We start from the raw sequence: 26,622 nt of genomic DNA, 5'->3' as shown, positions 1-26,622 counted from the left end.
ATGAAGTGGATAACAAGAGAACGCCCCAAAATAGACAGGATTGCTTGTCCCTGGTTGATCAGCAGGTTTATTGATGATTCGCCTGAATTCGTATTCGTTCCGACAAACCAGGTAATAGAAAAAGCAAGTGAGCTCAATGCGATTCCTTATGATATCCCCGGAGTTGAGTATACACATGAAGGTGATAAATGTACTTTTGATTATTTCTTGAAAAAACATGAGATTCAGGATAAGGCATTATTCAGGCTTGCGTTAATAGTAAGAGCTGCTGATACAGACCGTTATGATCTGGCACCTCAGGCCTCCGGACTATTTGCAATATCAGCTGGCTTGTCTTATAATTTTAAAAATGATCATGAAATGTTAAAACAGGGAATGATTATTTATGATGCTCTATACAGCTGGTGTAAGCATGTAAGTGAAGAAACGCATGGGTGGGAATTTAAAGGAATTTAAAGTTGTAAGTTATAAGTTTAAAGTTAATGAACATAAGTTATTTGGCTTTAAAAGATAAAAACTTTCTTTTAAAGTTAAGTTGAAGCTAAAAGAAAAAATATACTATGGAAGGAAAAACTAATTTAGTCTCATATTCTCTTAAGGATTTAATAATGTATTTCCTTAAACTTGGAACCATTGGTTTTGGAGGTCCTGTGGCGTTAGTAGGTTATATGCACCGGGATCTTGTAGACAAATATAAATGGATATCCGAAGATGATTATCGGGAAGGAATGGCTCTGTCTCAGCTTGCTCCTGGGCCATTGGCTGCACAGATGTCTATCTATCTTGGGTATGTGCATTATAAATTTATTGGTGCCACATTAGTTGGGTTAGCTTTTGTATTGCCGTCTTTTCTGATGGTTCTTGCTCTTGGATACGCTTATGCGGAATTTGGTGGAATACCAGCGATGCAGGCAATATTTTATGGAGTTGGAGCATGTGTTATTGGTATTATAACTTTAAGCAGCTATAAACTTACGACAAAAAGCATCGGGAGTGATAAGGTACTTTGGGGAATATTTGCAGTCTTGGCTATTTCTACGTTTTTATTGGAAGAAGAGAATATGTGGCTGATCCTCGCAGCTGGAGTTCTTGTCTGGTTTATGAAAGCTCCTCCTAAATTTATGATGGCTAAAAGTTTTAAGATGATTGCTCCACCGTTATTGTTAAGCTTTTCATTGTTTGAAACTGAGAATAACAGGATATGGCAGATCATCTTATTTTTTACAAAAGCAGGAGCATTCGTATTCGGAAGTGGTTTGGCAATAGTTCCGTTTCTTTATGGAGGAACTGTCAAAGAATATCAATGGCTTACCGAGCAACAGTTTTTGGATGCCGTTGCTGTGGCCATGATTACACCAGGACCTGTAGTAATTACAGTAGGTTTTATCGGATACCTTGCAGCTGGCATATGGGGTGCATGTGCAGCGGCAGCGGCTACTTTTTTGCCATGTTATCTTTTTACTGTTCTTCCTGCTCCTTACTTTAAAAAGTTTGGTAAGCATCCTGCTATCAAGGCATTTGTGGATGGAGTCACTGCAGCAGCCATAGGCGCAATTGCCGGATCTGTTCTTGTAATAGGTAAAAGGACACTCGTTGATATCCCTACATTGCTGATTGCGTTATCCACAGCTTTTGTTTTATTTAAATTCAAAAAAATACAAGAACCCCTCATTATTGTTGCCATGGCAGGGGTCGGTCTTTTATTAAAACTTGTATTTAATTTCTAAATGAATCAAAAAATATTCATAATTGGTATAAAAGCAAAAGACCTCTGAAATTTCAGAGGTCTTTTGCTTTTAAAATAAATAATTATTCTTGAATAAAAGCCTTTGTCTCAATCACTAATTTTTGAATAACATTAAACTTTTAGCTTTCAACTTTTATTGTCTTACCAAATATGCGTGTTCCTTCCCAACAGGATCATCATTTACTTCAGAGCCGATGTTGATTTTTACCCAGTTTATAGTGCCTGTAAAAACTCCCTGATAAGAACCATAATCTTCGGTAACCGGAGCTCCTGAATCTTTTCCTATATCCATAAAATCATCAGCAGAGAATACAAATGGAATAGTATTTTCAATACGTCCCTGAGCTAATTCATGATCGTCTGCATATAAAATCCCTGTTCCTCCTTTACCAATTCCGCCACCATCATATTTGAATTCGAAGTGTATAAAGTGTTTTCCAGCATTAAGTTGTTCTCTGCTGCCAATGTAATAATGTTGTCTGTTAAACCAGTTATAACAGAAAACGGGATAGCCGTTTTTCATATAAAGTGACCAACCAGCAAATCTTCCTCCTTGGGCTATTATAGCGCCGTTAGCAGTATCATCTTTAAGTTCAACTTCAGCTGTAACTGAAAATGATTTATTTTTTATGTTAAGAACAGTGTTCTCATTCAGATGGCTCATACCAGGATACAATGTCATAGATGTACGGCCCTGCAGAAGATCGGGTCTGCCGGCAAGGTCTGAATTGAAACGTTCTGCTTTTCTGTCATCTAGGGGGAAAACTTTATATTTGGATGCCTCAATCAGGAACAATGCCTGAAGTTCTTTAAGTTTTTCAGGATATTCAGATGCCACATTATAAGCCTGGCTCCAATCACCTGGGGCGTAAAGTTCCCAATAATCATCATTAAAATTTTTATTCGTTCCGCTAAGAACCCAAGGGATAGAATGAATAGTACAAGCTGACCATCCTTCATTGTATATACCTCTGTTGGAGAAAATTTCGAAGTATTGAGTGGTATGTCTGTCCGGAGCTTGCGGATCATCGAAGCTATATCCAAAACTTATACCTTCTATAGGATCCTGCTGAATGCCATTAACAAACTGAGGATGTGGTATCTTAGCTGCTTCTAGTATTGTAGGGACCACATCAATGACATGGCACCACTGTTGGCGTATTTCGTTCTTTGAAGCTATACCATTGGGCCAATGAGTAATCATTCCTGTTCTTGTTCCTCCCCAATGTGATGCAATCTGTTTGGTCCATTGGTATGGTGTATCCATAGCATGAGCCCAACCAACAGGATAGTGATTATAAGCCATAGGAGTTCCTATGTCGTCTAAATGATTCAAAATATTTTCAGTTGTATCCGGAGAATTATTCAATGCTGCCATTTCGTTTACACTTCCATTAATGCCTCCTTCACCGCTAGCTCCATTATCTCCGAGTATGTAGAATATTAAGGTATTGTCCAAAGCTTCAATTTCTTGTAGTGTAGATAATAATCTTCCCACTTGATGATCAGTATGCTCTGCAAATCCGGCATACGCTTCCATGAGTCTTGAGGCTGTCGTCTTCTCATTTTCATTCAGACTATCCCAAGCAGGTATTTCTTGCGGTCTTGCAGATAAAACACAATCCTTCGGAACAACGCCGAGGGCTTTCTGTTTTTCAAGGGTAATTTCCCTTTGCTTATCCCATCCATGATCGAATTTTCCTTTGTATTTTTCTATCCATTCCTTTGGTGCATGGTGGGGAGCATGTGTAGCCCCGAATGCCAGGTAGACAAAGAATGGTTTATCCGGAACCATTGTCTTTTGCTGTCTGATGTAGTTAATCGCTTTATTGGTAATATCAACACTAAAATGGTATTCAGGATCATTCGGAGCATCAATAGGGATGGTGTCTGCTATCAAAGAAGGATTCCATTGGTTGGTTTCTCCTCCTAAGAATCCATAAAATTTTTCAAAACCTTCTCCTGTAGGCCAACGATCGAATGGCCCGGCGATGCTCGTTTCCCATACTGGAGTTTGATGCATTTTTCCGAATGCAGCAGTATTGTATCCATTCATAACAAGGGTTTGTGCAATTGTAGCCATACTTTCAGGCCTCACTGAATTATAACCTGGATTAGGTGTGGCGCTTTCCGTGATTCCAGCCATATTAACGGAATGATGATTCCTTCCTGAAAGTAGTGCTGCTCTCGTGGGAGAGCATAATGCTGTAGTATGGAAACGATTGTACTTTAGTCCATTCTGAGCAAGCTTTTCTGCATTAGGCATGTAGCATGGTCCCCCGAAAGCACTGTTAGCACCGAAACCCATATCATCGATCAGCACGATTAGGATATTAGGAGCATCCTTAGGTGGCCTTAGTTCTTCTATAGGATCAGGCTTGGGAGCATTGCGAATATCCAGAGGAGTTACTGTCTTAGGATAGATTTTAGGTATTGGGAGTTGGTATCTGTTTAAGTTAAGGTTTTTTCGTTTCATAATTGGAGATCTTAAGGCGTTTTATTGTTCAATACAATAAATAGTATATCTTCAACTATTGAAGTGAAAACATGTTGGTGTTCCTTTTTAACAATAAAAAATCAAGGGAGAAAATATTTGTTTCTTTTAAATTTTTAAGAATAGTCATTCAAAATTTTCTTTCATAAAAATGTTTTACGTCTTTTACTTTATGACTAAAAAGGATTCATTTTCTGTATTTGAAAATAACTTTGTAAAGCTTTGGATTGAAGATGAAATCTTATGGGGAGAATACAAAGAGGTTGTTATTGGATTGGAAGAAGCTAAAAAGATTGTTAGAGATAGAATCATCTTTCAACAAGGGAAACTTTATCCTGCTATTGCAGATATAAGAAAAATCAAATATGTCCATAGCGATGCCAATAAATATCTGTCAAAAGAAGGGAATGCCTTACTGCTTTGTGGAGCTATTATAGTCGGATCGCATGTCAGTGAAATACTGGGAAATGTCTACCTAAGCATAAATAAGCCTTTATTGCCGACAAAACTGTTTAGAAGTGCAGAAAAGGCAAAGGAGTGGGTTAAATTTTTTATATGAGATACTTGAAGCATGAACATGTGTTCTTTTTTCTGGTTGGAAAAGTTGTATGAAAACAAATGAAGATTTTTTAAAGGAAGCAATTGAATATGCTGCTGAAAATGTGAGGTTGAATGAAGGGAAACCTTTTGCAGCATTGATAGTAAAGGATGGAGAAGTCATATCTATGGGGACAAATGATGTACTTCACACTCATGACCCAACTGCACATGCAGAGATTCAGGCAATCAGGAAAGCTTCTTCCAAAATAAATTCGGAGTTTCTCGAAGGATGTGTGATATATGCAAGCGGACATCCCTGTCCCATGTGTCTTGCCGCAATCTATATTTCAGGGATAAGAACAGTTTATTATGGCTCCTCTTTGGAGCAAGCAGCAATACATGGTTTTGGTGTCAGTCATATATATTCTGAAGTAGGTAAATCTAATGAGCAAAGACAGTATCCCTTACATCAATTGAATGTGGCAGATGCTGAAAAGCCTTACTTTGTCTGGAAAGAAATTAGTAGTCCTTCTGAATTCGAACCCTGATACTTTCTCACTTGTTTTATTTCTGTTAGAGGGAGGATAGACTGATGATTCGAATATTCAGAAAAAAGGAAAAAAAAATTAAGGATAAAGCTATACAGTCAATTGGAACTTTTACTGGAGACCTTGGTCGAGGCTTATTTGCCGGATTAGTTGGTACTTTTGCTATGAGCCTTTCACAGTTCATAGAAATGGAAATTACCAAAAGGGAAGGAAGTGATTCACCTTTAAAGGCAGCTGAAAAAGTACTCGACATTCATGCAGATAATGAAGAGGCTAAAAGTAAATTGTTAAATGGAATACATTATACTTATGGCACAGCATGGGGAGGTTTCAGAGGCATTATAGGAGCTATGGGTCTTAAAGGTATTCCGGCAAATGCCCTACATTTTTCTTCAGTTTTCGGAACAGAGTTGGTTATGCTTCCTGGTTTAAAAGTTGCTCCTCCGGTAAAGGAGTGGGGCGTAAAGGAAATATCTGCTAGCGGAATACATCACATTGTCTATGCGCTTGTATCAGGTGTAGTGTTTGATCTGCTTAAATCAGGAAGAAAGAGTTAAACGTTTTTCTTCTTTTTTGAGAAATAAAAATACTTCTGAATATTAAAGAAAAAAAGAGGATAGAAGTGTGTGTATGACCTGCCATAGAAAGGATAAGCACATCCTATATCTATCCTGTTGTTTGAGTTCAGGATCAGCTGTATTGAAGGTCTTATCTCTGAATATTTACCATCAATAAGACTATAGTAAACATTCTGGTCAAAGTTTTTTAAATAGCTAAAGTCATAAAGAGCATCTCTTACAGTCATCTCCGCAGCACCATAGCTTCTATTCACCCATTCTACATATAGATTTATATTCAAATCATTGTAAGTGGAATATTTTGAAGGGAAAAGGCGATATCCTAATGAAATATCATAGTTGTTTGCGTCTCCAGCCTGAAATGTTATCTGTTGTGCTTTATCTTTATATAGCAAGGGATGAGCGTATGCATAAGTGAAGGATATCGCAAATCTCTTGTACAATCCTGTGATAATTGTTCCTCCGCCATAGCCAGAATTATCTCCCATTAGAAAAGGTTCTGATTCATCATGTGGTACAAAGGACTTGCATGCTTGTCCGAACAAAGCTACTCTGAGATGTTTCTGGAAGCCGTCAATGCTGATCACTCTTTGTTTCAGATAAATATTTATACCTTCCAATAGATAAGGATTTGGTTTATAGACTCGCTGATGGTGATTTGCAAAATAATTTTGAAGGTTTGCAGGGAATTTCGCCAGATGGTGATTCGATCCTGCAGCCGTTAGCATCACAGTTGTTTTTCCTGTAATGCCATACATTGCCCTCAATGCTCCCCAGTTTCGTTGTCTTTGCGAAGGAATTTCTTTATATCCTTCAAACAAAAAACGCATACCAAGAACATTTTTAGGGATATTACTTGCAGATTCAGCATAAGGGAAGAGCTCCTGGCAAATGCCTTTGAAGAATGATAGAACAAGAAAAAATATAATCAGTATTTTTTTCATAGACTGATGTGGTATGCTTTCTGTTTTTCATTATGAACCTTGTCATTTTCCTTAATGAAATAAGACCAATGACTGAATTCTTTTTTGCTGATCAGATTCTTATCAAGAAACCGGAAAGATCTTTCACCTGAAAGGTTGGTTTTCTCTTCGCTCAAAATGTAAAATTTATCTCCGTTAACCTGAAAGGAATTTCCTTCAAGGCTTATAGTATCAAAATTAAGGGAAGTTGAAATTTCTCTGACAGAAAATCCTGAATCATAGATTTTTTGACTAACTTTTTTAAAGTCAGTTTTATATTTCTTACGGAAATTAATAGTAGCTTCATTTGTGTTCAGATCCATTTTTACAGACTCTACAAAATCCAGTTGGAGTAAAAGCTTTTCAACGCTGTTGGAACACATGGAGCAAGTAAGACCATCTATTCCTATCCTGGCTGACTTGAATTGGGCAATAGATGTGAAGCCTGAAAAGATCAAAAATGTAAAAAGGAAGAATTTTGTTTTCATAGGGTATAAAAAGTGGAAACGCCTAAACTCCAACTTTGTTGTAAAACTTATTCATCTGTTTTAATTGTCTGTGAATTAAGGAAAATTATTTGTTTAATTCATGAAATTATAAGCTTTCTTTTAAAAGATTTGTGAAGTAATGAAGCGATCTTTTATTTTGTTAAATAATTTGAAGACTTATGGAATTTCATTTATACATCAAAAATATGGTTTGTAATCGCTGTATCAAAGTGGTTAAGGATGAGTTGGAAAAGCTTTCCATAAATGTTAAAGATATACGTTTGGGAGAAGTAATACTCGATTCTCCTAAAGAACCTGATATGCCTAAAATAAAGGAAGTCCTGGAAGAAAATGGATTCGAATTACTGGAAGATAAGAAGGTTAAACTAGTTGAGAAAATTAAAACACTTCTGATCGAACAGATACATCATCATGAAGGAGAGCTTGATGTTAACTATTCTGAATTTCTGGCAAAGGAAGTGGGAAAGGATTATCATACCTTATCTAATTTATTTTCTTCAATAGAAAACCTTACAATTGAGAAATATATAATCCTGCAAAAAATAGAAAAGGTAAAAGAATATTTAATATATAACGAGCTTACCTTGAGTGAATTGGCATATAAGTTAGGATATAGCAGTGTAGCACACCTCAGTAATCAGTTCAAACAGATAACTGGTTTTTCTCCTTCTGAATTTAAAAAGCTTAAAGCGCACCAGCGCAAGCCTCTGGACGATATAAGTTGAAAGAGAGAAAAGCTTAAAGCAAAAAGCTTAAAGCGGAAAGCAGAAGGTGACAATAAGCTTAGCTCTATTATTTAGATACTTCTAAAAAAGCTCCTTTTGTTTTATACTTAATTCCTTAAACTTACTATAAAGAAAAATATACTCTGGTTTTAATGCAACGGCTTTCTCTTTAAACCTTCTGCTTTAAGCTTTCCGCTTTTATCTACAACTCTTTCCCATAATTCTGTAAGCAAAATCCCTTCATTTAATTGTTACTTTGCTAGGGTTAGGAGGAAGTGTGTCCTTCTGAAATTAGCTGATAATAACTATGAGTACTATAAAGAAAATTTTTCCAGTAGAAGGGTTGAGCTGTGCTTCCTGCGCTGTAAGCGTGGAGTCGATTTTGAAATCAATCCCTGAGGTTAAGGATGTTAATGTGAATTATGCCGGTTCTACTGCCCAGGTTACTTATGATAATTCATATCCTACAGCGAAGTTAAAAGAGGCTGTTCAGTCCATAGGTTATGATTTGATTCTGGAAGCAGAAGAGAATAAATCACCAGAAGCTGAGCAGTCTGCTCATTATAAAAAACTTAAGACAAATGCTTTCTTGTCATTGACTTTTGCTCTTCCTGTAGTAGTGATAGGTATGTTTTATCACATGGCGCCATATGCCAATCAGATCATGCTGATATTGTCTGCACCGGTCATATTGATTTTTGGTAAACAGTTTTTTGTGAATGCATTCCGATTGCTGAAACATGGTCAAACCAATATGGATACTCTGGTTGCTTTGAGTACTGGTATTGCATTTGCTTTCAGTACATTCAATACATTGTTTCCGCAAATTCTGTTAAGCCAGGGAGTACATCCGGATGTCTATTTTGAAGCAGCTGCTGTGGTAATAGCCTTTATCTTATTAGGGCGATTGCTTGAAGAACGGGCTAAGCAGAAAACCGGAAGCGCTATCAAAAAGCTAATGGGCTTACAACCTAAAACCGTAAAGATTGTCAGAGGCAGTTCTGAAGTTGAATTGAAAATAGAGGAAGTAGTGAAAGGTGATGAAATTATTATTCGTTCGGGAGAAAAGATCCCCGTCGACGGGCTGGTGATTTCAGGTAATTCATTTGTTGATGAAAGTACAATAACAGGTGAATCTATTCCTTCAGAAAAAATAACAGGGGCAAAGGTATTTGCAGGAACTCTGAATCAGAAGGGAAGCTTTACAATGAAAGCAGAGAAAGTAGGTGCTGAAACATTGCTTGCAGGTATCATTAAAACTGTTCAGGAAGCTCAAGGGTCAAAAGCACCTGTTCAGAAGCTTGCAGATAAGATAGCGGGAATATTTGTTCCGATAGTCATAGGTATTGCAATTCTAACTTTTCTGGTATGGTTTATAGTTGGAGGAGAACATAGTTTCACACATGCATTACTGGCTATGATTACAGTTCTTGTAATTGCTTGTCCATGTGCTCTTGGATTAGCCACACCTACTGCAATAATGGTTGGTATTGGTAAAGGGGCGGAGAAAGGTATTCTTATCAGAGATGCAGAGAGCCTGGAATTTGCAAAGAAAACGCAGGTGCTTGTTTTGGATAAAACAGGAACTATCACAATGGGAAGACCTAAAGTAACAGATGTTTACTGGGAGGAGAATGTTGATAATAAAACTTTGCTGGAGGGAATCATTCTGACAGCAGAGCGTAAATCTGGCCATCCATTGGCAGAGGCCATTGTTCAATATTATAAGAGAAGGAATACTAATGAAGTTGCATTAGATGATTTTGAAAGCCAGACAGGGAAAGGAATTAAGGTGCAATACAAAGACGATATTTATTTTATAGGAAGTCGAAATTTCGTTAAGAATGATATCAAGGCAGAATTATCAAGGGAAATGGATCATATTTCCAATCAGTATAGTTTGGAAGCTAAGACCTTAATTTATTTGGCTCAAAACAAAAAAGTTGTGGCTCTGATAGCAGTTGCTGATGAAGTGAAACAAGGTTCTTATGATGCGATTCAAAAGATTAAGGATCTTGGCATTGAGATTTACATGCTTACAGGAGATACAATGCAGACGGCAGAGGCAATAGCAAATAAAACCGGAATTGAAAAATATAAAGCGGAAGTATTGCCATCTGATAAGGCAAGCTTTGTAAAGGAATTGAAGAAGAATGGCAAAGTTGTAGCTATGGCTGGAGACGGCGTGAATGATGCTGAAGCTCTGGCGCTCGCAGATGTTAGTATTGCAATGGCTCAGGGATCGGACATAGCAATGGATGTAGCAAAGATAACTTTGATGTCTTCTGATTTACGATTGATTCCTGAAAGCTTTAAGCTAAGTAAATTTACAGTGAATACAATTCGTCAGAATCTCTTCTGGGCTTTTATTTATAACCTTATCGGCATCCCTCTTGCTGCGGGAGTATTGTATCCTGTTAATGGGTTTCTTCTAAATCCAATGCTTGCCGGTTTGGCAATGGCATTAAGCAGCGTGTCTGTTGTATTGAATAGCCTGAGGTTAAAAACAGTAAGGCTTTAACTAAATGTAAATAATATTCAAAATTATATAAGAGCCATCAGTGAGATTAACATTAACTTTATAGAAATAAATAAATAGGTAAGTCATGGAAACTCTACAGTTTAAAACAAATATCAAATGCGGCGCTTGCGTAGAAAAGGCTGGAAAAGCTTTAGACGAAGCATCTGAAATAAAAGAATGGGATGTCGACATAAAATCCAACGATAAAATTCTGACTGTAAAGGGAGATAATATTTCTCCAGAGATAGTGCAGAAAACACTTGATAAGGCAGGGTATAAGATCGTTTCTTAAGATTGTTAGAAATAAGCAATGTTAAATCTACTGTGTTTTCTCTGTGAAATATTTTCTTTCGCAGAGAAGACATAGTAAAGCATTTTAAGGAGTCCAGAATTCAACTTCATATAGTCTGTTTCCCTTAAATCTCAGAATCCATTCATCAGTCCATGCCTCCCTTGGATTGATCCTTACCAATCTGAATGTCTCCTTTCTTTCCGGATCAAAGTAATCATAGGATACTCTGACTGATACTGGGAATATCTTTTTTATATCTGCAAGTCTGGTTGCATGACATAATGTTAATGAGGGATATGTTAGTCTCAACGTTGAAGGTGCTTCGGTAAATCGGACAAGCTTAAGATTCACTTTGTCTCCGTTTACAAGAAAGTCAATTCCCTTATATGACCACATGTAAATAGGATTTGAAACAGGAAATTTTTCAGGTCTGTATAATCCTGAAGCTCCACATACGCTTGTTTTCTCCGGCGCTCCCAAGCTGGAAAGCAAAGTGAGTGTATCTGTATAGGCTGGTACTGTCCCGATTTTTAATGTATCGATATGCAACACTTCGTCCCAAAGACTGGGCCTGCAACAGTCTTTTGAAGATAAGCTTTCCGAAGGTTTGCCTGCTGACAGCAAAATGTAAAGTGCTGCAATGTTTATATATTTCCTGACCATATCACTCCCACAATCCCTATAGGAGTAACTCAGGGAATAGATATGAAGTTTTTTGAGGGATGTTTTTTGCTCTGAATGAGTGATTTATCAATGAGTTTAAAATGAAAAACCATTTGCCTGGACTTTCAGACAAATGGTTTTGGTGTCTTGTTTGTTGATTTATTACTCTATAACAATCGGGAAATCATGTCCCTTGGAAAAGGTGTACGGATATTGAGATTTTCCATGATACTTCTTATTCATCTCCGGAATCTGATCGTCTAAGAAGGATTTCAATTCATACACCGTAACTTTTCCATCTTTTGGTGCTCCGTCTGCTTCACCCTTTAGTGCGTGAAGTAAAATATAGGTAAATAATCCATGTCCAAGTTCACTAACTTCTATTGCTGTTTCATTGCTCCCTGCAGAAGCAAGTACATGTATACCTGAACTTCTTGCTAATTGAGCAATAGCTTTTTCTTCAATGCCGCCTCTGGATGCAAGGAATTCTATTGATCCCCCAGAGTGACAAGCATCCATAATTATGATTTGTTTGAGGGCTTTGATCTCTCTGAATTTCTGCTGTAGTTCAGATGCTTCTATAGCTTCTTTTGCGAGTGTATTCTTCTCGTATAATCTGGTACATTCAGATGGGATGAAGAAGAATTGCTCATCTGTCATGCTTCCGTGTCCTGCATAGTAAAATATAAATACATCATTCTTTTGAATGCTTTTGGTAAGCTCATTTAGTTTTTTTAAAATATTGACCTTTGTCGCTTCTTCATCATAAAGTGAGGTGACCTCAATTTTCTTAAACATCTTCTGACTTTTTTCTTTTAGCATTTCAGCGATAGCTTCAGCATCTTCTCTCGCAAATGTAAGTGTCATAGATGGATTTTTATATTTATCAATTCCTATTGCCAGGATATGACAGGTGCTGGCAAACTCTCCGGTTTCAGAGTGCAGTTCTGAATAAGATGCAGAAGACTCTATACGTTCTTTGCTGAAAGCACTTGCTTCAAAAATATTCACTCCGTGGACAAGAGATACTGTTTCTTTCAATACGACATGTTCCCCTTTTTTATTAGGTAGGTTTTTAACATTACCAAAAGATATCCGCTTTCCGTTATGCAATACTTTAATTTCATCTGTGCCTCCTCCGTTATCTGTTACTTTAATGTATACTTCAGCTTCAGCTTTTCCTTCAGTTTTTAAGGCGGTGATTTTTACTACTGGTGGAGGAGTGTTCTTTAGTAAATCATCTACACTTTTATGCATGCCTGTTCCTCGGTTGTTGAATAAGGAAGGCAATAGGTCCGGCTTATAAAATTTTTCTATTAGCTGCTCTGTAGAATATAACTGGATTCCTTTTACAAAGTGAACATAGTCCATAGCTCCTGAAGTACCATTAAAATAACCTTCCTTCGTTAATACCATCCAGTCTTTGTTTTTGATATATATATGCTCGAAAAACTCCTGACCTTTCTCGAGATTCCAGAATTTAACAGATCCATCTAATGAAGAGCTGAGCAACATTTTGCCATCAGTGCTAAGGGTCAGATTGCTAATCTCTGCTTTATGTCCTTCCAGTTGTTTGACCACTTTTCCATTTTGCCAATCCCATATTCTGATGATTCTGTCATCGCCTGCAGTAATTACCTGAGAACCGTCAGGCGTAAATAATGCCGCATGAACAGGATTAGAGATTCCGTTAAGCTTTTTTAGCATCAATCCTGTTTTGATATCCCACACCCGTGTCGTACCATCCCATGAACTGCTCATCATTATATGCGGCTGAGCAGGATGGAAAGAGATAGACGAAACGATATCCGTATGACCTATGAAAGATTTTACCTTTGTTTTAGAGTCAGGCTCGTACAGTTCAAGGGTTTTGTCAAGTCTTGCAAGCACAAGATATAATCCGTCAGGTGTGTATGAAAATGTGTATGCTGAATTGTTATTAAGATCGATGCGATTAAGGAGGGCTCCGTTTTTAGAATCAAAAACATTGATAGTGGCATCCCAACCTGTTGTAGTAATGGTAGACTCGTCCGGACTATATTTTACATCAAAAACAGGCTCACTGTGACCTTTCAGATCAAATAATTTCTGACCTTTATCCAATGACCAGATTTTTACTCCTCCTTTGGAATCACCCGAGACGATTGTCTTTCCGTCTTTAGTGATATCAAGAGATATAACAGGTTTTGCATGATCTGAGAATTTGGTCTGTGGTATACCTGTTGCAATATCCCAGACCTTAACTTCTTTCCCGGATTTGGTTCTTATAATCTCTTTTCCATTAGGGAGAAGAACGACTTTGTTCTTTAACCTTAAATATTTAGTGATATGGGAATGCCAATAGCTATTAGGGTCGTAGCCCAGATCATTGTCATCATTTTCATTTAGTAAACCTTTAAATGCTTTGATCTTTTTACCTGTTACTTTATTGTATTCAGTAACAAGATTGTCATCTGATGCTATAAAAACAGATTCATTGCCTTTACCCAAAGCAGCAGCGGTGATTTCATGATTTTCGGGAGCCGGAAAAAAAGCCATGGAATCTTTTTGTCCCCGATTAAAAATCAAAACACCTTTTTCTTCTCCAGTGAGAATGAAACGGTCATTATTGCTAAGATCAACCCCAGTTACATCTTTGAACTCACTACCATAAGTCATCAGGAGTTTGCCTGTTTTAATATCATATTCTTCAGCTATACTGTTAGAGGAAAGTTTTATAAGAGCATTTCCATCTTTGGTGAATACATTATATGTGCCACATCCACCGCACCATCCCTGCGCTGGCTTGAATGTATTCAACAGAGACCAGCTTGATGTTTCATAAACTTTGGTAGTGCGATTATCTTCTCCTATAGCACAAAGTTTTCCGTCTTTGCTGAATTGAATATGTACACCAAGTCCTAATCCCTGATCAGGATTGGTTTCTATTGTTTTAACAAGATTTCCGGTCGGGAAGTCAAAAATAGAAACAACATCTGCATAGCCGGAAGTAAGTAGTAGTTTTCCATCCGGAGAAAATACTGCGTCGGTTAAAACCTTGTCAGAAGAAGGCGTAGAGAAAATAAATTTGCCTGTTGCTACTTCCCAGACTTTGGCAGTGCCGTCAATACTACTTGTTACAAGATATTTACTATCGCTGCTGAATCGGACTTTGGTTACAGAATGTGTATGGCCGATAAAACTTCTTATTTCCCTACCTGAATTGATATCCCAGAGTTTAGCTGTTTTGTCCTTGCTTCCTGTAGCAAGTAATGCACCCTCAGGATCGATTTCGATGCACTTAATGGAAGCAAAATGTCCTTTCTGTAAAACAGTTTCGACATTGTATTGAGCTATAAGTCCTGTTATTAAAACGGAGTAAAGGAATACTGTGAGTAACAGCTTTTTCATAAATCAGATAAAAGTAATAATATTCTAATTTACAAGTTTTTAAGCTGAATTACGCTGCTTTCCTCATAATATAAGTGAAAATTTTATATCCTCTTTTAAAGGTTTGAAACTGAGTTTTATCTAAGAAGAAAATTTTAAAAATAGCAATATATTCTCTGTGCCTCCTGAGTGTTCTCTGTGTATCTATTGATCATTTCTCGCAGATACAGTTATCGCTAAACAATCTGCTTTTTCCCTGAAAATTTTTTGAATAAATATAAAACTGAAAAGTAGATCAGTCCTCCAGCAATGGGCGCTACCAAGCACCAGGCGACTATAGCATGGTATATCGCATTTCCAAAGAAAAGCAGAGAACCCCAGATGTCCTGACGAAACATACCGGTAAACTCTTCCAATGGAATATCAAAGGTTTTATCTCCGAAAATATAAGCGCCGAATTTGTAAAAAGGCAGAATCGTGATTATTTGTATGGGGTAAGTTGTATAGTTTACAAACTGAATAGCTGGCAAATTTACCCTGAATATCAATGCTGCTAGTGTGCAAAGCAATGTTGTAGGACCAATAACCGGAAAGGCTCCTAAAATAACTCCAAGAGCTACAGTCAAAGCAATTTTTTCAGGAGTTGCACCCTGTTTAATGAAATTAGTAAGAAATCGGACAAACTTAGTCTTACGCAGTAAAGAAAGGTTCATACTAAGCAAAGTAAAATCCTTTCCTATTTGTTTTTAATTTAATCATCAGAAGCTAAAAGGGCTTCAATTACAGGGTGATAGAGGTTTGGTCTGTTGACTTTTTATTCAGGTTACTTCTGTGTCTTCCGTAAAAAAGATAAAAGATCAATCCGAGTACAAGCCATATCAGAAAGCGGCTCCAGTTAGTTGCTCCAAGTTCTGTCATGAGGTATAAATTGATAAGAAAACCTAGAGCCGGAATAAGGGATAAATTTTTTCTGAAGGCATACCAGCCAGTAATCGCAAAGATTATAATAAAGATGATAATAGGGAATTCTTTTTGTAATGGATACAAATAATCTCCTGTCATATTGATATAAATTAAAACCTCACTTTTTGCTATCAGGACAAAGAGCAATGTTGCAAAAAACAAAATCGGGAGAATGATTTTCCCATTGACATATTTCACTTTAAAGGAGTCTGCCGCTTTGGGTGGATTTATCATCACACCAGCGCATACAATAGCAAACGCAAATAAAGTACCTATACTGCACAAGTCTGTTACTTCGGTAAGGTTCATAAACATCGCAGGCAGAGCTACAACAAAGCCAGTGACGATAGTGGAGAAAGATGGTGTTTTGAATTTAGGATGAATTCGGGCAAAAACTCGAGGCAGCAGTCCGTCTCTGCTCATGCTTAACCAGATCCTTGGCTGCCCCAGCTGAAATACAAGCAATACACTGGTCATAGCTATGACAGCGCTAAAAGCAATAATGCCGGAAAGAAAACTAAGATTGTATTTCTCAAAAGCATATGCCAATGGATCGCCCACTGCAAGCTCGCTGTAAGTTACCATACCAGTAAGGATCAGCGTTACGATTACGTATAATATCGTACAAATCAGAAGGGAAAAGAACATTGCTTTGGGTAAATCCTTCTTAGGATTGATAGCTTCTTCAGCAGTAGTAGATACAGCATCGAAGCCGATATAGGCAAAAAACACGGCAGAAACTCCTTTCATCACCCCACTGATTCCGTTAGGGGCAAAGGGACTCCAGTTATCAGGCTGAACATAAAATGCACCTGCAACGACGAAAAGCAATATTACCAATAACTTAATTCCCACAAGAATATTTCCGGTGACTTTGCTTTCCTTTATACCAACATACACCAACGCGGTAATAAGAGCTGTGATGATAAAAGCAGGGAAATCAAATACGATATGAATACCATTTATTGATGGTGCATTTTTCCAGGCATTGTATCCTTCCATCAGTAAAGGTTTAATATTGGCAGAAGGAGTGCCTGCATTTAGTAATGCAGTCACTTCGGTATAGGCTCTGGAGGCAGTCAGAAAATCCATGGTAAGGTATTCGGGAAGTTGCAATCCGAAACCTCTCAATAAGGACGTAAAATAATCTGACCACGAGATTGCAACCGCAACATTGCCGATTGCATATTCCATCAATAAATCCCACCCTATGATCCATGCCAGTAGTTCTCCGAATGACACATAAGCATAAGTATAAGCACTTCCGGCAACCGGTACAGAAGAAGCGAATTCTGCATAGCAAAGAGCTGAGAAAAGACATGCAATGGCGGTAAAAACAAATAACAAAGAAACTGCAGGTCCGCCTGAGGCGCTCGCATTGCCAATGGTACTGAATATTCCCGCTCCCACAATTGCAGCAATACCAAAAGAAGTAAGATCTCTAAGTTTTAGAGATCTGGAGAGTGTATGGTTTTCAAGTTGTTCGATTTCTACAGTGCTCCTGATAGAATCCTCAATAGTCTTTTTTCTGAAAAAATCTTTTGCTTTCAATGGATTGTCCTTTCTGACATGAAAGATAAAGCATAATGCTTAAACTGAAAAATCCAGGGTGGGAAATGGGATCTTGACCGGATTGGGGGATGGAAATTTGAAGTTGGAAGGTGGCAAATTGAATCTGGCGTTCCGCAAATTGGAAATGCGGTTCAGCAAATTGAATTCGCGGACCTACCCATTGATTTGTGCGGACGGCAAATTCAATTTGCCGAACCGCAAATTGAATTATCTGAGCAGTAAATTCTATTATCGGAATGACAAATCGAATTATCTGAGCGGCAAATGCAATTATCGGAACCTCAAATTGAATCTGTCGTTCCGTAAATTGAAAATTCGGTTCGGTAAATTGAATTATCGGACCGGATAATTTGATTGTCGGCCTGGCAAATTAGATTGTGCCATCCGCAAATTGAATTATCGGAACTTCCGGAAGAATCGGAAGAGCCTCAAATTGAATTTGCGGACCTCTCTAATGGTCCGAGGGGACATTAAAATGAATTTGCGGTTTCGCAATTTGGATTTTGAGTACCTCAAATTGAAAATGCGGAACACTTAAACGGAATTGATGGTCCGGAAATTTGATTGCAGGAATCCCTCGATAAAATTAAAGTACTTATAATCAATGAGGAGGGGCTGCTTTTGAAGATTTGAAGTATTTGGGTAAATTGAATATGAAAAAATATACAATTTTGCAATATTTATAAGAGGGAGAATGGGAATGATAAATCAAAATTCTATAACTTTTACTGTCTGGGAAGGTGATCCTCATCTGAAAATACTATTAGAGCCAGAAGCATTTATACTTACTGTTAATCCGGGAGAAGAATTAACTTTTTCTGTTAAAAATGCATCTCTGGGGTTTTCATGGACAATAAGACATGAAAGAGATTATATTCAGTTGTTTCCTGCAACACTTGGTAGAAATGGAAGGATTGAAATTTTTAGGAATGGCAGTTCTTCATCGGAATTGGACTTTTAATATGAGTAAACCTAATTATGAAGTGACACTATCTGGTATTGAAATAAATAGGGATTTTAAGATGTTCAGGGTGTTTTTTCTTTTCCTTTTATGTACAAATGTTTACGGACAGATTGATACAAATAAAATCAGCATAACAACTAAGCAGTACTTTGAATATAAATATGACCATGAGGCTGTGTGTGAAATTGATTATGATTCGGTCATTAGTGATGAAAAAGTAATATCCTGTCCCTTTGTTAAAACTCCGGACGAAACTTTAAACAAATTCCTGAATAACACCATTCGAAAAATGACTGGAGTAAATGAGCTGAAAGGTTCTTTTAAAAAGGTGAACTGGAATTATAAATGTGAAGACAGGCCATCTGAATTTTATTTGAAGTATGCTTTAAACTTTAAAAACTCAAAGTATCTCAGTTTTATATTTTCCACTGAAGAGTATTCGGGCGCGGGAAGTGGTTCTGCTCATGATCAGGTACCATTGACTTTTGATCTGGTTAGTAGTAAGACCTTATTGTTAAAGGATATTATAAAAGATCAATTCGATACTGATGTTTATAATATTTCAATAAGTCAATTGAGAAAAGCTGTGCCTTCTTTATTTGAGCAGTATGGAGAAATTGATAATCCTCAATTATTTCATTTTACAAGTACACTCAATTTTCCTATAGCAGTAAAAAAGGAAGGAGTAGCTATTTATTGGAAATTAAGTTGGGGAGGCCGTTCGTCTGCTGAGGAAGTTATCATTCCTTATGATAAATATGCACACATATTTGATAAAGAGTTTTTGACAGCTGTAAAGAGTAATTAAAATGTTCCTGTCTTGCCATCAAATAGATTTAAAAGGTCTGAACAGGGATTTATGGGATTAGAGGATAGACAGGATTCGAGAAGTAATCCCGTTAATCCTTAAACCCTTATTTATATTTATTTGTAATTTAATATTAGCAATGGACTATCAATGTTATAAAGTATTTAAACCAGGATCTTTAAATAAATTAAAGTTAACCTCGCAAAGTCTTGGCAAACCTGGAAAGGGAGAAGTAACGGTAAAAGTAAAGGCGATAGGACTTAACTATGCCGATATATTTGCCATCATGGGATTATACAGTGCGACACCGAAAGACCCTTTTATTCCCGGGCTGGAATATGCAGGTGTCGTTGAAGAAGTCGGTGAAAATGTAAACGATTTCAAAGTTGGTGACAAGGTAATGGGGGTAACCCGCTTTGGTGGATATACCGAACTCCTGAATATTGATCACAGATACATTATACATTTGCCGGAGCATTGGTCATTTGAAGAAGGTGCAGCCTTTCCTGTGCAAGTGCTTACCGCGTATTATGGTCTGGTGACACTAGGTAATCTGCAACATGGACAATCAGTATTGATCCACAGTGCTGCCGGTGGAGTGGGACTGCTGGCTAATAGAATAGCAAAAAAGATGGGTGCTTATACCATTGGTGTTGTTGGTAGTGAATCAAAATTTGAAATTTTAAAGAAAGAAGGTTATGATGGTTTTTTAATTCGTTCAGGGAAATTTAAAAAAGATGTAACCGATGCTTTAGAGGGAAGAGAATTAAATCTTGTGATGGAAACAACCGGGGATAAGTTTTTCCATTGGAGTTATGATTTGCTTGCACCTATGGGCCGGGTAATATCCTATGGTTCGGCACAATTTACCCCATCAGGCCAGGCGCCTTTTTATCCTCTTTTAATATTTAAATATTTGTTTCGTCCCAGAGTTGATCCCTTATCGATGATAAAAGCTAATAAATCTCTGATGGCATTCAATCTTATATGGTTATATGAAAAAGCTGATATAATGAAGGCGTTGCTCAATGATATATTTAAATTGAACCTGCAAGCTCCTATAGTAGGCAGAACTTATGAATTTAATGAGCTGCCTCAGGCACTAAAAGATTTCAAAGCGGGAGGGACAATTGGGAAATTGATAGTGAAGGTATAGGTCGTAAAGTAGATGGGAGATTGATTCTTAAATTTGATATTGATCAACTCGTAGAGACGCCATGCTGGCGTCTCATATGTCAATAACGATGGTCCAATCCATTAATAGATACATCAATTGAGAAGGAAATTTATTTTTAGCATTGAAAAATTAGCATTGAAAAAAAATAGAAAAGTTTCTTACAATTGAACGTTATGAGACGCCATGCATGTCGTCTCTACGTAGACATTTTGTTTATGACAAATTGGGTCCATCTTTTATGAAAGGACCTTAAGCATCGCTGCCGCCTTCACCATACACTCTTCATATTCCTTTTCTGCATCTGATTCATAGGTTATAGCACTTCCCACCTGAAATGAAATCTTCTGATTTTGCTGATCATAAAAAATACTTCTGATGATTACATTGAGATCAAAATCTCCATTGGGATTAAAGTAACCTGCAGCTCCTGAAAATATCCCTCTTTTGCTTTCCTCTATTTCATCGATAAGCTCCATCGCTCTGATTTTGGGCGCTCCGGTCATGCTGCCCATTGGAAAAGCATTTTTAATCGCCTGCACAGAATCTATGTTTTCGTATTTAATACCTGTAATGGTTGAAATCATCTGATGTACCTGCTTAAAGGTATGAACTCCGAAAAGCTCTTCAGCAACCACTGTGCCTGGTTTACAGCTTCTTGAAAGATCATTTCTGACAAGGTCCACAATCATCATGTTTTCCGCAATCTCTTTTTCGCTTGTCTTTAACTCTTCAATCAACGCAACATCTTCTTCAAGTGTAGCGCCTCTTTTACGTGTTCCTTTGATCGGCTGTGAAATTAACTTGTCTCCTTCCTTTTTCAGAAATCTCTCGGGTGAAGCTGATATCAGATAAAGAGAATCAACCTTAATTAAAGAAGAAAAAGGCATAGGTGAAATTTCATTCAACTTAATATAAGTATAAAGTGGGGAGATGCTACCTTTTGCCGTAAATTCAATGCAGTAGTTCAGTTCATAGATATCCCCGTCACCTAGGTGTTCTTTGATCTTATTTACCTTCTGAATGTAGCTTTCTTTAGAAACAGAAGAGACAGGAGCGTTATTTATTTTTTTTATGATTTCAGCAGGATCTATTTCAATAGAATTTATTTGTTGAAAAATAGATTCAGGATTATCAGAATGAATTGTCACTCGATTGTCATGAATCAAGAGCAGGTGTTCTGGTTCAAAGAAGCAGATTTGAGGGAACTGAATATATTCGGGATTTTTGCTTTGGAGTTTTTCAATCTCATTTTTGAGATCATAGGTCAAAAATCCAAATAACCAGCCATTATTCTTTTTTATCCATTCTTGAAGTAAAGTGAATCCGTTTTGATTCGGACTAATAATTGATTTTCTTCCAGCTGCAAGTACATTAGGAAAACCATTGTATAGATAGGGAATTTGATTATTATCAAGCCAGGCAAAGTGAGAAAAAGTTTCTGCCCATTGAAGTGCCTTTTTTCTGAATAATTCCCTATTATGAATATTAAAAATCATGCAGTTGATAATGAGTGTATTATGTGCTATTGTGCTATTTGAGTCAGTAAATCTAACCAAAGGAATATTCTGGCGCAAAATCAATAATTCAAATCCTCTCCCTGGTTTCCATATTTCTTAAGCAAAAAGTGATAATTTTGCTGTTTAAAATGTTGTCAGGTAGACACAAAGAAAATATTAGCGTTTTTAGCATTGAATTATCCCGAAAATATAGAAACCAAATTAGGTTTTAATCAGATCAGAGAATTGTTAAAGCAGGAATGCCTTAGTACTCTTGGTCAGCATTATGTAGAGAGAATCCGTTATTCGACGGATGCATCACTTGTTTCCCGTCTTCTGAACCAGACCTGGGAATTTACAAGGATACTTACAGAGCAGGTGCTGTTTCCTTCTTCTAATTATATCGATGTTACCCCTTACCTCCAGAATATCAGAATTCATGGAGTTTTTCTGGAGCCTTCAGCTTTCTTCGATATAAAGCTTTCTCTCAGGACAATTATCCGTTGCCTTGAATTCTTTGATGAGAATGAAGCTTATCCTTATCTGAAAGAGCAGGCGAAGTCAGTAAATGCAGACGAGAAGATTTATAAAGCTATTGATGAAATTATCGACGATCGCGGTCAGGTGCGTGACAATGCTTCTCCTGAGTTGCTTGAAATCAGAAGGAGTCTTATCTCCGAGCAAAGTCGAATCAGAAGAGAGCTGGATAGGCTGTTAAAGCTGGCCAAGAGAGAAGGGTATACAGAGTCGGATGTGGAAATTACGATCCGTAATGGAAGAATGGTAATCCCTGTGCAGGCTGAGCACAAGAGACGTTTGAAAGGATTTATCCAGGATGAATCTGCCTCAGGGCAAACTGTCTTTATTGAGCCTGCAGAAGTTCTGGAAGGGAATAATATCATTCGAGAACTGGAGTACAAAGAAAGACGTGAGATAATTAGGATTCTTACTCTACTTACAGATCATATCCGTCCCTTTGTTCCTGATCTTCAAAAAGCATATGCCTTTCTTGGTATTATAGATTTTATCAGAGCAAAAGCAAAATTTGGCATTGCGATACAGGCTCAATTACCTAAGATCAGCGACAAACCAGTAGTGAGGTGGAAAAGTGCAAGGCATCCTTTATTATTTCTTAACCTTAAGAAATCAGGAAAGACAATCATTCCTTTGGATATTGAGCTTACGGAAGAAAGCAGGATTCTCGTTATTTCAGGTCCGAATGCAGGAGGTAAATCTGTATGCCTGAAATCGACAGGACTATTGCAATACATGTTCCAGTGCGGCTTGCTTGTCAGTGCAGATGAATTTTCTGAGTTTGGTATATTCCAGGATATCTTCCTGGATATAGGTGATGAACAGTCCATTGAAAATGATTTGAGTACCTACAGCTCTCATCTTACCAATATGAAGGCTTTCCTTAATTTTTCAGGGAAGAAATCACTAGTGCTGATAGATGAGTTTGGAACCGGAACAGAGCCTCAGCTTGGTGCTGCAATATCGGAAGCAGTGCTGGAGAGACTTAATGAAAAGAAAGTATGGGGTGTTATTACTACCCATTATTCCAACCTGAAAACAATGGCAGAGAAAACTCCCGGTATTACCAATGGTGCCATGAGGTTTGATCTGGATATGCTGGAGCCTTTATATCAACTTGAAATAGGTCGTCCGGGGAGTTCTTTTGCATTCGAAATTGCGGCTAAAATAGGGTTGGACAAAGCTACTATAGAACGTTCCAGATCCAAGCTGGGAAGAAGTCAGGTAAACTTTGAGCGTCTTGCCAATGAACTTCAGAAAGAAAAAGATTTGCTGATAAAGCAAAATCAGGAAGCCAGAGGGGATAAACAGCAGCTTGATAAAACGCTTACGGAATATAACAAGCTGAAGGAGGATCTTGAACAAAACAGAAGACGTTTGCTTAACGAGGCTAAGCAGCAGGCTAAACAGCTTGTAGCTGATGCAAATCAAAAGATAGAAAATACCATAAGGGCTATACGCAGCAGTGATGCTGACAAGGAAATCACCAAAACACTAAGGAAGGAGCTTGATCTTTATAAAGATATTGAGCTTCAGCCAGAAGCTTTATTGACAAAGGAAGAGCCGAAAGAAGAGACATTAGTTCTTGAAGGAGAAATCAACATAGGAGATTCTATAAGATTAAAAGGCACTGATACTGTTGGTGAGGTGCTGGGAATATCAGGTAAAACGGCAGAGATAGTAATAGGGGATTTAAAATCAAAAGTAAAGCTTGATCGTCTTGAGAAGGTTTCCAGAAGAACTGTGAAAAAACAGTTTGACGAGGTTTCCAGAAGAAGCACTGCTATGCTTATGAATGAGAAGATGATGTCTTTCTCATCTAACCTGGATTTGCGCGGCAAAAGAGGGGATGAAGCGATGAAAGATCTGGAAGAATTTATGGATTCCGCAATCATGCTGGGTATTCCTGAAATAAGAATCATTCATGGAAAAGGCGATGGAATACTTAGAAATCTTGTAAGAGAGCATCTGAGAAAATATAAACAGATCAGGTCAATAACGGATGAGCATGCTGACCGAGGAGGGCCGGGAGTCAGTATCGTCGGAATGAAATAAAAAAATGTTGATTATTATTTAAAAGGATTGTTGATTAAAGGCAATCCTTTTTTATTTTCTTTGCTTTGGATTTATTTGATTTTTAAAACAGACTTTTAATATTAATCACTATGGGAAAAAAAGTACTATCACTTGATGGAGGCGGTACCTGGGCTGTATTACAGGTTATGGCTCTGAAAGAAATATATAAAGATGTAAAGTCCGTAGGCACTAATTGTAGGAAAATTTTGAATGAATTTGATGTTATAGCGGCGAACTCAGGCGGGAGTCTTGTGCTTGCAGGCTTGATTGAAAAAGCTGATGAAGACATTGATGAGGTTATAAAATTGTTCCTTGATGAGGAGCTAAGGAAAAGGATATTCAGTAAGTTAACTTTTTGGGATTGGAATCTTGAAAGCTTGTCCAGATTGTTTAACGTTGGACCCAAATACAAAGCGAAAAGGAAGATCAACGGGCTTGAAGGAGCATTGAAAAAATCCGGTAAAATCAAAATGTGCGAGATTAGGGAGAAATTAAATATTAAACCTCATATCGTCTTGACCAGTTTTGATTATGACTTACGCCGAGGTGCATTTTTCAAAACAGCACAGGATGGAAGCAATTATGATTATACCTTAGCGCAAGCTGTCAATGCGTCTACAAATGCTTCCGTAAACTATTTTGACAAACCAGTAAGTTTTAATTATGATCATAATACATCACATCAATACTGGGATGGAGCAGTTGCAGGTAATAACAATCCTGTGCTGATAGGCATTACGGAAGCATTGAGGATTTTTGATGATCTTAAACGTAATTCAGAAGATATACAGGTGCTAAGTATAGGAAATTCCGGGTTATTGCTGCCTGTAGATGGATTTACTGACTCTTCAGTTGCAACGAGAAAAGAACTTATTCTGCCAATAGGGAAATCCAATCTCGCCAGAGATATGAGAAAATTAAGTCTGTCCATCATTTCGGAGCCACCTGATGCTGCAAATTTTATGGCTCACATGCTTTTGGGCGGAAATGAAACTGAAAATAAGCCATGTATCATCCGGATGAACCCTATGATCCAGCCTATTCTAAAAGGAGGCAAATGGATATTTCCTGAAGGTATTTTACCCAATGAAGAAAAGGATTTTTTAGCGTTGACAAAGTATGAAATAGATGCATTGAAACAATCTGAAATGGATAATATTGTTAAGTTTGGAAACTGGTGGTTAACTGACAAAGTGGTAAATCAAAGCATTCGGTATAGTGCTAAAACTTTTCAATGTAAGATAGGCCATAGTAATTTCTCTGCTGCAAAAATCGAATGGCTCAAACGATGTAATTAATTAATGATTGCTTTTTTGATCGCTACTAGTAAGTGTTCAGAAGGAATCTTGAGCAGACAGGTATATAGATATACAGTTTTTTTAAAACAGAATTGTTAAATGAATTCACTAACTTTAGGAAGCTTTTTAAATTATTAAATTTTTAAATAATCAGTATGAAAACTAATTATGTTTCATTCAAAGTTTTGGCAATTGTATTTTTAGGTCTGTTGCTTTCCTGTAAAAAGGATGATAAAAAGGAAGTTACACCTCAAGCTCAGTTTGTAGAAATCAACGGGGAGCAATACCCAATAGTAACTATTGGCAATCAGACCTGGACAGCGGGCAATTACAAAGGTCCCGGTGGGATACCTTATGATAATTTGAACTCAAGACCGGAATATGGTAAATATTATAGTTTCGAGGAACTTCAGAATATCACAATACCAGTTGGCTGGAAAATTCCTACGACTGAGGATTTTATTGAGCTTGCAGAATCTCAAGGTGTTGTTTTTAGTGGTCAGAATGCAATAAAGCAGGATGCCATAAAAAACCTTGTTTCTCAAACGCGCTGGTTAAATATTAATGGGAATAATAAGTCAGGATTTAATGCTTATCCAGGCGGTTATGCAATTTCTGTCGAATCTCCTATAGAGGGCGATATTAGCGAGTTTTGGACTAATGATACTGCAACAGTGAGTATTCAGGAAAGTGCAGATTTGAAAAATCATAACATTAGAATTTATGAATACCTGGAAAATGACGCAAGTAGGTTTAATATCCGCTTTATAAAGAAAAACAAGTAGT

The 26,622-nt window shown here is 37.3% G+C and carries 22 protein-coding genes; 14 read left to right on the top strand and 8 right to left on the bottom strand.

The window, feature by feature from the left end; translation table 11 throughout:
* Together K350_RS0111445 and K350_RS0111440 are read left to right on the top strand one after the other, a co-directional pair.
* Nucleotides 1-456, top strand: a complete 456-nt coding sequence (locus K350_RS0111445; RefSeq protein WP_028980039.1) for a chromate resistance protein ChrB domain-containing protein — start codon at nt 1-3, stop codon at nt 454-456.
* Nucleotides 457-608: 152 nt separating this feature from the next.
* Entirely contained in the window at nt 609-1,727 is a 1,119-nt protein-coding gene (locus K350_RS0111440) for a chromate efflux transporter (RefSeq protein WP_156027008.1), read from the top strand.
* A gap of 153 nt (nt 1,728-1,880) precedes the next feature.
* On the opposite strand, the gene K350_RS28375 is transcribed toward K350_RS0111440, so the two are convergent.
* Nucleotides 1,881-4,223 carry an arylsulfatase gene (locus K350_RS28375; protein WP_037575271.1) on the bottom strand — a complete coding sequence of 781 codons (2,343 nt, stop codon included), beginning with the start codon at nt 4,221-4,223 and terminating at the stop codon, nt 1,881-1,883.
* 190 nt (nt 4,224-4,413) lie between these two features.
* On the opposite strand from K350_RS28375, the gene K350_RS0111430 reads away from it, so the two are divergent.
* From K350_RS0111430 to K350_RS0111420, 3 genes are read left to right on the top strand one after another with little or no spacing between them, the layout of a single operon-like run.
* Nucleotides 4,414-4,800 (top strand): DUF7793 family protein, encoded by a 387-nt coding sequence (locus tag K350_RS0111430; RefSeq protein WP_028980037.1) that lies wholly within the window; start codon nt 4,414-4,416, stop codon nt 4,798-4,800.
* 49 nt (nt 4,801-4,849) lie between these two features.
* The gene (locus K350_RS0111425) at nt 4,850-5,329 is read left to right on the top strand and encodes a nucleoside deaminase (protein WP_028980036.1); all 480 of its coding nucleotides are present in this window, start codon (nt 4,850-4,852) and stop codon (nt 5,327-5,329) included.
* A 44-nt stretch (nt 5,330-5,373) separates the two neighbouring features.
* Nucleotides 5,374-5,886 (top strand): hypothetical protein, encoded by a 513-nt coding sequence (locus tag K350_RS0111420; RefSeq protein WP_037575270.1) that lies wholly within the window; start codon nt 5,374-5,376, stop codon nt 5,884-5,886.
* Here the strand turns inward: K350_RS0111420 and K350_RS0111415 are convergent.
* Nucleotides 5,883-6,851, bottom strand: coding sequence for a hypothetical protein (locus tag K350_RS0111415; RefSeq protein WP_037575269.1), 969 nt, complete (start codon nt 6,849-6,851; stop codon nt 5,883-5,885). The two genes, K350_RS0111420 and K350_RS0111415, sit on opposite strands and share 4 nt — an antisense overlap.
* Nucleotides 6,848-7,357, bottom strand: coding sequence for a heavy-metal-associated domain-containing protein (locus tag K350_RS31050; RefSeq protein ID WP_051313058.1), 510 nt, complete (start codon nt 7,355-7,357; stop codon nt 6,848-6,850). Before K350_RS31050 ends, K350_RS0111415 begins: the two co-directional genes overlap by 4 nt.
* Before the next feature lie 179 nt (nt 7,358-7,536).
* Between K350_RS31050 and K350_RS0111405 the strand changes: the two genes are divergently transcribed.
* The 3 genes from K350_RS0111405 to K350_RS0111395 all read left to right on the top strand — a co-directional run bounded on the left by K350_RS0111405 (nt 7,537) and on the right by K350_RS0111395 (nt 10,916).
* Nucleotides 7,537-8,103 carry an AraC family transcriptional regulator gene (locus K350_RS0111405; RefSeq protein WP_028980033.1) on the top strand — a complete coding sequence of 189 codons (567 nt, stop codon included), beginning with the start codon at nt 7,537-7,539 and terminating at the stop codon, nt 8,101-8,103.
* 307 nt (nt 8,104-8,410) lie between these two features.
* Entirely contained in the window at nt 8,411-10,624 is a 2,214-nt protein-coding gene (locus tag K350_RS0111400) for a heavy metal translocating P-type ATPase (RefSeq protein WP_028980032.1), read from the top strand.
* 85 nt (nt 10,625-10,709) lie between these two features.
* Nucleotides 10,710-10,916 carry a heavy-metal-associated domain-containing protein gene (locus K350_RS0111395; RefSeq protein ID WP_028980031.1) on the top strand — a complete coding sequence of 69 codons (207 nt, stop codon included), beginning with the start codon at nt 10,710-10,712 and terminating at the stop codon, nt 10,914-10,916.
* Between the two features lie 84 nt (nt 10,917-11,000).
* Here the strand turns inward: K350_RS0111395 and K350_RS0111390 are convergent, their stop codons facing one another.
* From K350_RS0111390 to K350_RS0111375, 4 genes are all read right to left on the bottom strand, one after another.
* Nucleotides 11,001-11,579 (bottom strand): hypothetical protein, encoded by a 579-nt coding sequence (locus K350_RS0111390; RefSeq protein WP_028980030.1) that lies wholly within the window; start codon nt 11,577-11,579, stop codon nt 11,001-11,003.
* A gap of 162 nt (nt 11,580-11,741) precedes the next feature.
* The gene (locus K350_RS0111385) at nt 11,742-14,969 is read right to left on the bottom strand and encodes a caspase family protein (RefSeq protein ID WP_028980029.1); all 3,228 of its coding nucleotides are present in this window, start codon (nt 14,967-14,969) and stop codon (nt 11,742-11,744) included.
* 215 nt (nt 14,970-15,184) lie between these two features.
* Nucleotides 15,185-15,661 (bottom strand): DUF2062 domain-containing protein, encoded by a 477-nt coding sequence (locus tag K350_RS31045; RefSeq protein WP_051313057.1) that lies wholly within the window; start codon nt 15,659-15,661, stop codon nt 15,185-15,187.
* A gap of 67 nt (nt 15,662-15,728) precedes the next feature.
* Nucleotides 15,729-17,462, bottom strand: a complete 1,734-nt coding sequence (locus K350_RS0111375; RefSeq protein WP_028980028.1) for an amino acid permease — start codon at nt 17,460-17,462, stop codon at nt 15,729-15,731.
* A 721-nt stretch (nt 17,463-18,183) separates the two neighbouring features.
* Here K350_RS0111375 and K350_RS0111370 point away from each other — a divergent pair.
* The 3 genes from K350_RS0111370 (at nt 18,184) to K350_RS0111360 (ending at nt 20,411) form a co-directional block, all read left to right on the top strand.
* Nucleotides 18,184-18,444 carry a hypothetical protein gene (locus K350_RS0111370; protein ID WP_156027007.1) on the top strand — a complete coding sequence of 87 codons (261 nt, stop codon included), beginning with the start codon at nt 18,184-18,186 and terminating at the stop codon, nt 18,442-18,444.
* A 1-nt stretch (nt 18,445) separates the two neighbouring features.
* Nucleotides 18,446-19,255 carry a hypothetical protein gene (locus K350_RS0111365; RefSeq protein WP_028980026.1) on the top strand — a complete coding sequence of 270 codons (810 nt, stop codon included), beginning with the start codon at nt 18,446-18,448 and terminating at the stop codon, nt 19,253-19,255.
* A gap of 139 nt (nt 19,256-19,394) precedes the next feature.
* Nucleotides 19,395-20,411, top strand: a complete 1,017-nt coding sequence (locus K350_RS0111360) for an alcohol dehydrogenase catalytic domain-containing protein (protein ID WP_028980025.1) — start codon at nt 19,395-19,397, stop codon at nt 20,409-20,411.
* 257 nt (nt 20,412-20,668) lie between these two features.
* On the opposite strand, the gene K350_RS0111355 is transcribed toward K350_RS0111360, so the two are convergent.
* Complete coding sequence (locus tag K350_RS0111355) at nt 20,669-21,928, bottom strand: anthranilate synthase component I family protein (protein ID WP_028980024.1); 1,260 nt, start codon at nt 21,926-21,928, stop codon at nt 20,669-20,671.
* 192 nt (nt 21,929-22,120) lie between these two features.
* On the opposite strand from K350_RS0111355, the gene K350_RS0111350 reads away from it, so the two are divergent.
* The 3 genes from K350_RS0111350 (at nt 22,121) to K350_RS0111340 (ending at nt 26,621) form a co-directional block, all read left to right on the top strand.
* Nucleotides 22,121-24,517: an endonuclease MutS2 gene (locus K350_RS0111350; protein ID WP_028980023.1), complete on the top strand. Its 2,397-nt coding sequence runs from the start codon at nt 22,121-22,123 to the stop codon at nt 24,515-24,517.
* Between the two features lie 110 nt (nt 24,518-24,627).
* Nucleotides 24,628-25,836, top strand: coding sequence for a patatin-like phospholipase family protein (locus tag K350_RS0111345; protein ID WP_028980022.1), 1,209 nt, complete (start codon nt 24,628-24,630; stop codon nt 25,834-25,836).
* Between the two features lie 155 nt (nt 25,837-25,991).
* The gene (locus K350_RS0111340) at nt 25,992-26,621 is read left to right on the top strand and encodes an FISUMP domain-containing protein (protein ID WP_028980021.1); all 630 of its coding nucleotides are present in this window, start codon (nt 25,992-25,994) and stop codon (nt 26,619-26,621) included.
* The last annotated feature ends 1 nt before the right edge of the window (nt 26,622 follow it).

It is taken from the genome of Sporocytophaga myxococcoides DSM 11118 (assembly GCF_000426725.1).
Taxonomy (GTDB): Bacteria; Bacteroidota; Bacteroidia; order Cytophagales; family Cytophagaceae; genus Sporocytophaga; species Sporocytophaga myxococcoides.
This window is presented reverse-complemented; position numbering and strand designations above follow the sequence as displayed.